The organism is Komagataeibacter intermedius TF2 (genome assembly GCF_000964425.1).
Classification (GTDB): domain Bacteria; phylum Pseudomonadota; class Alphaproteobacteria; order Acetobacterales; family Acetobacteraceae; genus Komagataeibacter; species Komagataeibacter intermedius.
Window position 1 is genome coordinate 1 of the sequence record NZ_BANF01000045.1, and the last position, 11,577, is coordinate 11,577.

The 11,577-nt window shown below is 63.3% G+C and carries 9 protein-coding genes, 1 pseudogene and 1 riboswitch; of the genes and pseudogenes, 6 read left to right on the forward strand and 4 right to left on the reverse strand.

What is annotated here, in order from left to right:
* The 3 genes and pseudogenes from B7449_RS22815 to B7449_RS08560 form a co-directional block, all read right to left on the reverse strand.
* A pseudogene (locus B7449_RS22815) lies at positions 1-129 on the reverse strand (DUF3597 domain-containing protein); the annotation flags it as partial.
* Between the two features lie 77 nt (positions 130-206).
* Positions 207-1,505 (reverse strand): adenosylhomocysteinase, encoded by a 1,299-nt coding sequence (ahcY, locus tag B7449_RS08555; protein ID WP_039736425.1) that lies wholly within the window; start codon positions 1,503-1,505, stop codon positions 207-209.
* An 80-nt stretch (positions 1,506-1,585) separates the two neighbouring features.
* A complete protein-coding gene (locus B7449_RS08560; RefSeq protein WP_039736427.1) occupies positions 1,586-2,635 on the reverse strand; it encodes a dipeptidase in 1,050 nt (349 codons plus the stop codon).
* A 195-nt stretch (positions 2,636-2,830) separates the two neighbouring features.
* Here B7449_RS08560 and B7449_RS08565 point away from each other — a divergent pair, with 195 nt between their 5' ends.
* The 4 genes from B7449_RS08565 to B7449_RS08580 all read left to right on the forward strand — a co-directional run bounded on the left by B7449_RS08565 (position 2,831) and on the right by B7449_RS08580 (position 6,847).
* Positions 2,831-3,667: an aldo/keto reductase gene (locus tag B7449_RS08565; RefSeq protein ID WP_039736429.1), complete on the forward strand. Its 837-nt coding sequence runs from the start codon at positions 2,831-2,833 to the stop codon at positions 3,665-3,667.
* A gap of 275 nt (positions 3,668-3,942) precedes the next feature.
* Positions 3,943-5,070 carry a lytic transglycosylase domain-containing protein gene (locus tag B7449_RS08570; RefSeq protein ID WP_039736488.1) on the forward strand — a complete coding sequence of 376 codons (1,128 nt, stop codon included), beginning with the start codon at positions 3,943-3,945 and terminating at the stop codon, positions 5,068-5,070.
* Between the two features lie 35 nt (positions 5,071-5,105).
* Positions 5,106-5,723: a peroxiredoxin gene (locus B7449_RS08575; protein ID WP_039736432.1), complete on the forward strand. Its 618-nt coding sequence runs from the start codon at positions 5,106-5,108 to the stop codon at positions 5,721-5,723.
* Positions 5,724-5,901: 178 nt separating this feature from the next.
* Positions 5,902-6,086: riboswitch (cobalamin riboswitch) on the forward strand.
* Between the two features lie 26 nt (positions 6,087-6,112).
* On the forward strand, positions 6,113-6,847 hold the full coding sequence (locus B7449_RS08580) for a CbtA family protein (protein ID WP_039736489.1): 735 nt from the start codon (positions 6,113-6,115) through the stop codon (positions 6,845-6,847).
* On the opposite strand, the gene B7449_RS08585 is transcribed toward B7449_RS08580, so the two are convergent.
* Entirely contained in the window at positions 6,838-8,010 is a 1,173-nt protein-coding gene (locus tag B7449_RS08585; protein WP_039736435.1) for an extracellular solute-binding protein, read from the reverse strand. The two genes, B7449_RS08580 and B7449_RS08585, sit on opposite strands and share 10 nt — an antisense overlap.
* Positions 8,011-8,254: 244 nt before the next feature.
* Here B7449_RS08585 and B7449_RS08590 point away from each other — a divergent pair, with 244 nt between their 5' ends.
* Positions 8,255-9,376 (forward strand): lysophospholipid acyltransferase family protein, encoded by a 1,122-nt coding sequence (locus tag B7449_RS08590; RefSeq protein WP_039736436.1) that lies wholly within the window; start codon positions 8,255-8,257, stop codon positions 9,374-9,376.
* 153 nt (positions 9,377-9,529) lie between these two features.
* A partial coding sequence (locus B7449_RS08595) for an EAL domain-containing protein (protein WP_048883566.1) occupies positions 9,530-11,577 on the forward strand: 2,048 nt, incomplete at its 3' end.

Genomic DNA, 11,577 nt, shown 5'->3' on the forward strand with positions numbered 1-11,577 from the left:
GGGAGCCGCAGCCGGAGCCGCTGCTGCAGGTGCTGCTGCGGGCGTGGCTGCCGGGGCAGCAGCCGGGGTCGCGGCGGCTGCGGTGTGGCTGCCGAAAATCTTGGACAGGATTGAACCGAAGATGCTCATGGTATCTTTCTCCATCACATGATGTGGCCCGGCGGATGCCGGACCAGTCACGTGTATGTTAGCGATGATCGAGGCGCTTAGTAACGATACAGGTCATTCTTGAACGGGCCGTTGACCGGCACGTCAATGTAATCCGCCTGCTTCTGGCTCATTCTGGACAGATGCGCGCCAACCTTGGCCAGGTGCAGGAAGGCCACCTTCTCATCCAGCTTCTTGGGCAGGGTGTAGACCTTGTTTTCGTACTTGCCTTCCGGCGCTTCCCACAGTTCGATCTGTGCCAGCGTCTGGTTGGTGAACGACGCGGACATGACGAAGGACGGGTGGCCCGTCGCGTTGCCCAGATTAACCAGACGGCCTTCGGACAGGACGATCAGGCGCTTGCCATCAGGGAAGACGACCTCATCCACCTGCGGCTTGATGTTGTCCCACTTGAAGTTGCGCAGGGCGCCAATCTGGATTTCGGAATCGAAATGCCCGATGTTGCACACGATCGCACGGTGCTTCATCTCGCGCATGTGGTCCAGCGTGATGATGTCCACGTTGCCCGTGGCGGTGACGAAGATATCGCCGCGCGGCGCGGCCTCTTCCATCGTCACGACCTCATAACCTTCCATCGCGGCCTGCAGTGCGCAGATGGGATCAACTTCGGTCACCAGCACGCGGCAGCCCGCGTTGCGCAGGGACGCGGCAGACCCCTTGCCCACGTCACCATAACCGGCAACCACGGCAACCTTGCCCGCCATCATCACGTCCGTGCCACGGCGGATGGCGTCCACCAGGCTTTCACGACAGCCATACAGGTTGTCGAACTTGGACTTGGTCACGCTGTCATTGACGTTGATGGCCGGAACCTTCAGCGTGCCCTTCTTTTCCATTTCCCACAGGCGGTGGACACCCGTCGTGGTCTCTTCCGACAGCCCGCGCACGTTTTTCAGCAGTTCGGGATACTTGTCGTGCATGAGAATGGTCAGGTCGCCACCATCATCAAGGATCATGTTGGGCGTCCAGCCGTCCGGCCCCTTCACGGTCTGCTCGATGCACCAGTTGAACTCGTCTTCCGTCAGGCCCTTCCATGCGAACACGGGCACGCCGGTCGCGGCGATGGCGGCCGCGGCCTGGTCCTGGGTCGAGAAAATGTTGCACGACGACCAGCGGACCGTAGCCCCCAGCGCCGTCAGGGTCTCGATCAGCACGGCGGTCTGGATCGTCATGTGCAGGCAGCCCGCGATGCGCGCGCCCTTCAGCGGCTGGGATGCGCCATATTCCTCGCGGAGGGCCATAAGCCCCGGCATTTCGCCTTCCGCGATCGAGATTTCCTTGCGGCCCCACTCGGCAAGCGAGATGTCCTTGACCTTGTAATCGGTGCTGGTGGTCATTTCTTATCCTGTATTCGTCAATGCGGCACAGGATATACCCCGTTGGGCGCGCGTGATCCAGAGCGCGCGGGATTCCATGTTCACGCGATCGTGCGGGCGACCTCTTCCGCCTGCTTCAGGATCCGCAGGAAATTTTCTCCCCACAGGGCCGCGATCTGGCTGCGGTCATAGCCACGGCGTAGCAGTTCCGCCGTCAGGTTGGGCGATTCCGATGCATCGGCCCAGCCGCGTATGCCGCCACCGCCATCAAAATCGGACGAGATGCCGACATGCTTGATCCCGATTCGCTGCACTGCATAATCGATATGGTCGACAAAGTCCGCCACCGTGACCGGGCGCATGTCACGCACGTCGCGCGGGCGCAGGAAGGCGTCCATGGCGGTAATGTGGATCACCCCGCCACAGGCCTTCAGCGCGTCAAGCTGCGTGTCGTCAAGGTTGCGCGGGTGATCGCACAGGGCGCGGACACACGAATGGCTGGCAAAGACCGGCGCACGGGACAGGCCAACGGCCTGCAGCATGGTGTCGCGCGACGTGTGCGAGACATCGACCAGCATGCCCACGCGGTTCATTTCGGCCACCGCGTCGCGGCCAAGGCCGGACAGCCCGCCATGCAGCGTTTCGGGATCATCAAGGTGATGCATGGGCCGTGCCGAGTCGGCCAGCTGGTTATGCCCGTTATGGGTCAGCGTCATGTAGCGTGCGCCCAGAGCGCGGAACCGGGCGATCAGCGACAGGTCCTCGCCAATTGCATAGCCGTTTTCCACGGCGGGGATGATGGCGACATCCCCCGCCGCATGGGCCGCGCGCACCCCTGCTGCCGTGTCGCACACCTGCACGCCATCGATCCGGCCCGTCTCCCTGATCACGTGCAGCATCGCGTCCGCCCGGGTGGAGGCCGCCTCATGCCCCGTCACGTCCCGCGCGCCCTGCCCCACATAGGCCACAAGGCATGCGGCGCTCAGGCTGCCCGCGCGCATGCGCGGCAGGTCCACCCGTCGCGACGGCGCGCCCGTGGCGAAGTCGTCGCGGTCCGGCCACGGAATGTCCACATGGGTATCAATGCTCAGCAGCGAGCGATGCAGTTCGCCCGCTTCCGTTGCGGATGTGTCGGTTGGTGTATCGGTCATGGGGTGGGGCCTCCAGCAATGGTGATAATGAACCACATGCAGCCCAGTCCTGAAAACTGGGCATAAACCAAAAGTGGTGACCTGTCGTTAGGGTAGGGACCGGCGACACACGTCCAGCCCCCGGCCCGGTCGCCACCCTGCCGCCTGCGCGCCGGGGCACCATAGCCGCCGGGAGCGCCTGACGAAGGAACGACCATGACAACCTCCATCCCCCTGCTTGAACTGAATGATGGCCACAGGATCCCCGCCATGGGGTTCGGCACCTATCCACTGGATAACCCGCAGGCCGAAAAGGCGGTGCGGGAGGCGCTGGATGCCGGGTATCGCCTGTTCGATACCGCGTCGCGCTACGGAAATGAAAGCGGGGTCGGCACGGGGCTGGTCAGTTCCGATGTGGGGCGTGAGGATATTTTCGTCACCACCAAGCTGCGTGGCGCCGATCAGGGATATGACAGCACGCTGCGCGCGTTCGAACAGAGCCTTGGACTGCTGAAGATGAGCTATGTGGACCTGTATCTCATCCACTGGCCGCTGCCTGCCAAGGACCAGTATGTCGACAGCTGGAAGGCGATGATCCGCCTGCAGAAGGAAGGCCGCATCCGTTCGATTGGCGTCTCCAACTTCCTGCCTGAACACCTGCAGCGCCTGATTGATGAAACCGGGGTCACGCCCGCCGTCAACCAGATCGAGATGCATGCCGATTTCGCGCAGTCCGAACTGGTCGCCTTACATAAAAAGCTGGGCATCCAGACGGAAGCCTGGAGCCCGCTGGGGCGCGGCAAACTGCTGGATAATCCCGTCGTCAAACGGGTTGCGGACCGGCATGGCAAATCCACGGCGCAGGTACTATTGCGCTGGGTGATTGATTACGGCGCGATCCCCATTCCCAAAAGTGCGCATCCCGACCGCATGCGCGCCAACCTGCATACGTTCGATTTCCAGCTGACGGCGGATGACATGAACGATCTTGCGACACTTGACAGCCCCCACAACCGCACAGGTGGCGATCCTGCTACCTATGTCGAGGAATAAAAGGCCGTTTTGAAAGAACAGGCGTTTCCGGATGCCGCCTTTATCTAAAAAGGCGGCGTTCTTCGAAGCATTCTGAAAAAAGCGTCACCGAAAACGTTTCCATAATCTGGCAGGCGCGCATGAACCTGACCTGCCGGTTACGTCATGGACATGTCGGCGGGTCAGGATTGCACAAGCCGAAGCCACGCTGTTATGGTGCGGCGCCCGACCCGCCGGGCGGGCCATGTTGGCGCGTCCGCCATGGGATCGGGCATGATCGGGATCATACCACCAGCATGGCACCAGCGCAGGCAGTAGCGGCATCTGACGGACATGGCGGCACGGCCGCGCAGGCTTCCCCCACACGCCGGTCGCTACGGTGGCTGGCGCTGGGATTCGCGGGCATGCTGGCCGCCTGTGCCCATAACGGCTCCCACGAGATGAGTGAGGAGCAGATGATTCAGGAAGCCGATTCCTATCGCGCCCGCGCCCACACCACCTATACCCCGCCGGGACCACCGGAAGATCCGTGGGGGCCTTATATCACCGAGGCCTCGCAGCGTTTCGATGTGCCAAACGTATGGATCCGCGAAGTCATGCAGCGCGAGTCGGGCGGGCAGCTGTACCATAATGGCCAGTTCGTGACCTCCATGCCCGGCGCTATGGGGCTGATGCAGCTCATGCCGCCCACCTATGACGAAATGCGTGCGCGCTACAATCTTGGTCCCGATGCCTTTGAACCGCACGACAATATCGTGGCGGGCACGGCCTATATCCGTGAAATGTACGACATTTACGGCTCGCCCGGTTTCCTTGCCGCCTATAATAGCGGGCCGGGGCGGCTGGATGATTTCCTTGACCGTTACCACACCCTGCCCAAGGAAACGCGCGATTATGTCGCCTCCATCGGGCCGCGGATCGTCAGCAGCAGGCCGGTCAACCGGTCACAGGCCGACCTGCTGGTGGAAGCCCGCGCCCTTGCCCGCGCGCAGGCGGCGCAGAATGCGCGTGGCGGCCACAGCCGGGGGCGTCAGCTTCTGGCCTCCGTGCCGAAGGGTGCGGCTACCGACACGCCATCACCCGAAGCTGCCGCCGTGCGCGCGGCATGGAGTGCGCGTGAACAGAGCGGCGTGGCCCCCATGGCGTCGGCCGGAACCCGGCCGGGGGTCATCAGCATGGCCGACCGCCATGACTGGATGGTACAGGTGGGCGCCTATGGGTCGGCCGGGCAGGCGCAGCATGCGGCGGGACAGGCCCGGGCCAAGATTGCGTTCAGCGGGGTGCATACGCAGGTCGCGACCGTTGCATCGGCGCATGGTCATGTCTATCGTGCAAGGCTGACCGGCCTGTCGCACGAAGCTGCCCAGCAGGTCTGTCAGCGACTGGGCGGGTCTGGATGCCAGATCCTGCCGCCAACCACATGACGGCATTGATCCTGCCCCGCAGGGTGTGAGGACACATGAGGTATTTCTACAGGCGTTCGCGCTGGTCCCTGCCGGGACTGTGCCTGCCGCTGGTCGGTGTCATGGCCTTTGCCGGCTTTGTCTGTTTTTCGCCCGCGCGTGCGGCCCTGCCGGTGGGCAGCCAGGCCCCCATGTTCGATGCGCAGGCCACCAGCAATGGCAGCGAGTTTGATTTCCGGCTGGCCGACGCCCTGCGCCAGGGGCCGGTGGTGCTGTATTTCTACCCGGCTGCCTTCACCCGTGGCTGCACCATGGAGGCGCATGATTTCGCAAACGCCATGGATCAGTACAAGGCGCTTGGGGCTACGGTCATTGGCGTCTCCACCGATGACATGCACACCCTCGACCGCTTTTCCGTCAGCGAAGGCCATGGCCGCTTTCCCGTCGCCACCGACCCGAAGGGCCAGATCGCACGGATGTATGACAGTCACCTGCCGCTGGTGAATCGCGCCAGCCGCACGTCCTATGTCATCGCCCCGGATGGCAAGGTAATCTATGCCTACAGTGCCCTGTCGCCCAAGGGGCATGTCAGTGGCACGCTGGATGCCCTGAAGCAGTGGCGCGCGGCGCAGGGCAATGCCACCAGGGTTACGTTGCCTGCAAAGCCTGAATAGAGACCTGTTTCAAAACAGCACCCTGACAAAGATAAAAGTTTTCGGGTGCCGCCTGTTTTCAAAAAGGCGGTGTTTACTGAAGCTTTCTGGAAAAGCTTCACCAAAAAATTCCTGTAATTTCAAAGCATCTGGCTGGCGAATTTCTTAGACAGCCCCCAGAGCCACAACATTGACTTGCGCTCCATGCGCGTTATTGACTGGTCCCTTATCGTATCCGCAGGGAGAAGCCGGTGGGATTCCGGCACGGTCGCGCCACTGTACACCGCAGCCCCTGCGGAAGTCAGACCTCCCGGCGGATGGACCTTCATTCCGTTACGGGACGCGCTTTCCCGACAGGAGATCTGATTCATGTCCTTCCTTTCCCTCCGTCTGTGTCGGGGTATGCCCTGATGGCCGGACGCCTTCTGCTGCGTGGCATGCTGGCGGGCATCATTGCAGCCGCCCTTGCGTTCGTGTTCGCCCGCATCTTTGGTGAACCGCAGGTCAATCTCGCCATCGCGTTCGAATCCGCCTTGGATGCGGCATCAGGGGAGCCGCCGGAACCCGAACTGGTCAGCCGTGGCGTGCAGTCATCGCTTGGGCTGCTGACCGCCGCCGTCATGTATGGCGCGGCCTATGGCGGGCTGTTTTCGCTGGTATTTTCTCTGGCTTACGGACGGATCGGCCGTTTTTCGCCGCGTATGCTGTCCATGCTGCTGGCGGGGGCGGGGTTTCTGGCCGTGGTGCTGGTGCCGGATCTGAAATACCCGGCCAATCCGCCTGCCGTGGGACAGCCGGAAACCATCGGCCTGCGCACGACCGCCTATTTTGAAATGATCGTCTTTTCACTATGCGCGCTGACGCTGGCGGTCCTGTCGGGCCGCGTGCTGGCGGTGCGTCTTGGCAACTGGGGCGCTACGCTATGCGGTGGGGCGGTTTTTGTGGTGCTGGTGGCGCTGCTGCAATGGGCGCTGCCCGACATTAATGAAGTGCCGGACAACTTCCCCGCCGTCGTGCTGTGGCGTTTCCGTGAAGCTGCCATCGGCATGCAGCTTGTGCTGTGGGGCAGTCTTGGGCTGGTGTTCGGCATGATGGCCGAACGCGTGCTGTGGCACGAGCGGGGTGCGGCCCGCCGTTACGGCTGAGCCGTCTCCCCCCCATTGTCGCCGCCGCCGGGCTGATCCGGCGCGGCGGCATTTTTCATGACCTTGTCCCACATCGTGTGCAGCTTGGTGTCCATGGCGTCATCCAGCACGGGGAAGGGGTGGCTGGCCGCGATATAGGCAGGCTGCTGGTCCCAGTGCAGGGCGGCTTTCATATCCGCGTCCAGCGGCGCGCTGGTGCTGGCGGGCATGCCCCAGAAACATGATGATGTCGCCAGCCGGGCCTGTGCCGCGGGGGTGCGCAGGTACTGCGCGAACGCCAGCGCCAGCGCCTTGCGCTGCGATGCCTCGATGATCGAGATGCCATGCTGCCACCGGATGCCGCCCTGTCGCGGCAGGGTGAATGTCAGGTCCGGGCGCTGCGTGGCCGTATCGGAGTGCGCGGTGGGCGTGCTGACCGTGCCGCCTTCGCCCACGCCCGCCGTGGTCCATGCACCGCCGCCCACGACAATATCAACCACCCCGTCGGCCAGTGCCTGCTGCACGCTGGCGGTATCGCCCACCAGTGTCGCATTGGCGCGCAGGGCCGCCAGTCTGCCCTGCAGCGCAGGCAGATCGGCATCCGTCAGGTGTGCCGGGTCCAGCCCCAGCGCCAGGGCGATGTAGGACAGGATGGGCAGATAGCTGTCATAGATCGCGATATGCCCGTGATAACGCGGCTGCCATACCGCGTTGATGTCCTGCATGTCCTGTGCGCTGACATGGGCCTGGTTGAAGGCCACGGCGTGGAAGCCGTATTTTTCCGGCACGGAATACAGCCGTCCCTGATAGGAGCCACTGGCCGGACTGGCAATGGCGGCGGGAACGGTGTCCGACGGGAAATCCGCCGGGTCCAGCGGCATCAGCAGTCCGGCCGCCGCCAGTTGCGGGGCGGCCGTTTCTTCCATGATCACCACGTCCCAGTCGCCTGCCTGTGACTGGCGCAGGATGGTGCGCACGGCGGAGGTACTGTCAATGTCCTTGAAGTGGACGCGCACCTTGTTGGCCTGTTCAAAGGGGCCAAGCAGTTCGGGATCCTCGTGGTCGCACCATGTCAGCACATTCAGCACGTCATCGGCCGCCCGGACCGGGGCGGGCTGGATGGCGGCAAGGATGATGAAGGCGGTCGTGGCGGCAAGGGCGCCGCGACGGCTGCATGCGGACATAAGGGACAACTCCTGCAGGGATGGGAGGGCAACATGGACGGGTATGCGACGCGGGTCCAGTCAGGATGGACGATGGGTGGGGCAGACGGGCCGCATGGCATGCATGTTGTATCAATGCACCCATAATATGACCGTATGATGAAAGGGTTGATGCGGGTCTGTCCGTTGCGTGCAGGACACGTCCCCTGTGTCGCGCGCCTGCCCCATATTGTCCCCCGGCCAGAGGTGGGGCTATGGATAGCCCATGATCGCCGATTTCATCCGCCGTTTCACCCGGCGTCGCTCCCCATCGCCTGCAGCCCCCCCGTCCACGTCGCGCGCGGCCCGTCCGGTGATCGCGCCCCAGCCCGGTTCGGTTGCGGAGCGGCTCATCGCCGCGACAACGGTCCTGCCGTCAGGGCGGATGCGCACCTATGCCCGCACCGCGCGCGGGGTGGGGCGTCTGGCCGCCATTACCGTGTGGGTGCCGCTGTCGGTCGGGTTCGAGGCGGTGCTGCTGCTGGTGCCCGGCACGGCCAAGATCCGGTGGACGCGCATGGTCTGGGGCGGGCTGTGCCTGCTGCTGTCGCTGCGCATCCGCGTGGTGGGGCGCAGGGCAGGCGGCGTGGGCGGCAGGCGCGCGCGGCAGAATGGCGAACGCCCGGTGATCTATGTGTCCAACCATTCCTCATGGCTGGACGTGCCGGTGCTGGGCACGGTGCTGCCGTCCAATTTTGTGGCCAAGGGTGATATTGAGGGCTGGCCCATCATGGGACTGGTCTCGCGCATTGGCCGGACCATATTCGTCAGCCGCCAGCGCAGCACGACGGGCCGCGAACGTGATGAAATGCTGCACCGCCTGATGGTTGAAGGCGACAACCTGATCCTGTTCCCCGAAGGCACATCGTCCGACGGGTCGCGGGTGCTGCCGTTCCTGTCGGCCTTTTTCGCCATTGCCAAGCCGCCGCGCCTGCCGCCGGGCAGGGGGCCGGTGGAACCGGAAAGCGAGGCGGAAGCCATTGCGGCACGCCCCGGCATGACGCCGCTGATCCAGCCGGTATCGGTTGTGTATGACCGGCTGGAGGGCCTGCCGGTCAACCATGCGCGGCGTCCGGTCTTTGCATGGTATGGCGACATGGAGCTTGGCCCCCATGTGTGGCAGCTGGTCAAATGGCGGTCGATGCGCGCGACCGTGCTGCTGCATCCGCCGCTGGACCCCAATGATTTTCCCAGCCGCAAGGCGCTGGCGCAGGCGGCGTGGCGGGCCGTGGCGGCAGGGGCGGCCGAACTGCGCCAGAACCAGCCCCAGCCGGAGGGCGAAAGTGCATATGCCTGCCGCCCGCTGGCGGGCATGCTGCCGCAGGATCTTGAGCGTAGCCGCAACTGAAGGCTTTGTGTCAAGATTGAGGCATGTCATGTTTCCCCGGTCCCGTAATCCGTAGGGTATCCCCCCAATCGACGGTCCCGGTGGTTGTCCGCCGCCGGATAGGGCTGGTCTGCCCCGCATGGTAACGGGAGCCTGCCTGCACGATCAGGAAAAGTGATCTCACATGGCGCGGCGTATCGTGCCAACGTTCTGGAGTTTACGGTGGATCAGCCGAAGATAAGCGCCGATGTCCTGTTATCCGCCATGGAGCAGGCCATCGATCCCATGGTCGTGATTGATGAGCATAACTGCATCATCTTCTTCAATGCCGCGGCCGAGAGGATATGGGGTCTGTCGCGCGCGCAGGTCATGGGGCAGAATGTCAGCTGCCTTGTGCCACAGGCGGACCGCGCACAGCATGACAGCTATATCAACCGTAATCGCGAGACAGGCATAGGCCGCATTGTCGGGACATCGCGCGAGGTCGAATTCCGCCGCGCCAATGGCGAATATGTCTGCGGTGAACTGTCGATTTCGCGCGTGCAGCTCGGTGAAACGGGCGGGATCTATTATATCGCCGTCATGAAGGACGTGACGGAGCAGAGCCGCCAGCGCAAGATCCTGATCCTGCAGAATGACGTGCTCCAGGCGCTGGCGTCCGACCTGACCATACAGGAAGTGGGCGACCAGCTGTGTCGCCGCGTGGATGGTTTCGTGCCCGGTGGGGTTGCGGCGCTCATGACGTTCGATGGCACGCGCAAGGTCATTGTCACGTCCTCCCCCGGCATGCCCGCCCGGTACCGCTCGGCACTGGACAGCATGCAGGTAACGCCGGAGCAGATCGAGGCGATGCGCCATGATCCCGGCTGCAGCAATACGGTGGTGTGGGATGGCTATTCCTCCCTTGCCCGTTCGCTGGGGCTGGTGGGGTGCCGCTCCTCGGCCATCATTTCACGTACCGGGCAGGTCGTGGGGATATTCGCCCTGTACCTGCGCGATGATGAGCCGTCGCAGGCATGGCCCGAACGCGTGGTGTCAACCTGCATGCCCTTCTGCGCACTGGCGATCGAACAGAACGAGACACGCCAGCACATTGCCCAGCTGTCCAATTTCGATAGCCTGACCGGGCTTCTGAACCGGACATCGCTGCATAATATCATCGAACGCCTGATCATGCGTGGTGGCGACAGCCAGTTCTCGCTGTTCATGGTGGATATCGACCGTTTCCGCGACATCAACGACGCGCTTGGCCACGTCAATGCCGACCGTTTCCTGATCGAGATCGGGCGGCGTATCCGCGCGCTGGTCAATGATGAATATATCGTCAGCCGTTCGGGCGGGGACGAGTTCATTATCGTCGTGCCCGACTGCTCGCACCAGCGTGCGGAACAGTTTGCCGAAAAACTGATCAATTCCATCGCCAGGCCGCTGCAGGTGGGCGAAAATACGCTGAGCATTTCGTGCTGCGTCGGGATCAGCACGTTCCCCGAAAACGGACCGGACAGTGAATCCCTGCTCAGCCTGGCCGATGCCGCTGCCCGTCAGGCGAAGGAGGACGGGCGTGGCCTGTACCGCTTCGCCGGACATGAAAAGAACCAGGTGGCGCAGGAACGGCTGATGCTTGGCTCCGCATTGCGGGACTCGCTGGCCAAGGGCATGCTGAATCTGCATTACCAGCCGCAGGTGGAAACCATGACGGGGGGGCTGTACGGGGTGGAAGCCCTGTCGCGCTGGCACCATCCGACGCTGGGCAATATCTATCCCTCCCGCTTTATCGCGGTGGCGGAGGATACGGGCCAGATCGAGGCCATTGGCCGGTGGTCGCTGCAGGAAGCCTGCGGCCAGATGGTAAAATGGGACCGCGACGGGGTGCATGTGCCTACCGTGGCCGTGAACCTGTCGGCGGTGCATTTTCGCAATCGCGCGCTGCCGGAATATATCGCCAACCTGCTGAAGCACCATAACCTGACGCCGGACCGCCTGACGGTGGAAATCACCGAAAGCGTGATGATGGACAACAGCACCGATACCGAAGACGTGCTGCACGCCATCCGCAGGCTGGATGTCGGGCTGTCGATGGATGATTTCGGCACGGGCTATTCATCGCTGTCGCGACTGACGCGCCAGCCGCTGACGGAAATCAAGATCGACCGCAGCTTTATCAATGATTTCGAGCAGGACACCAACGCGCAGGCCGTGACCATGGCCGTGATCGGCATTGG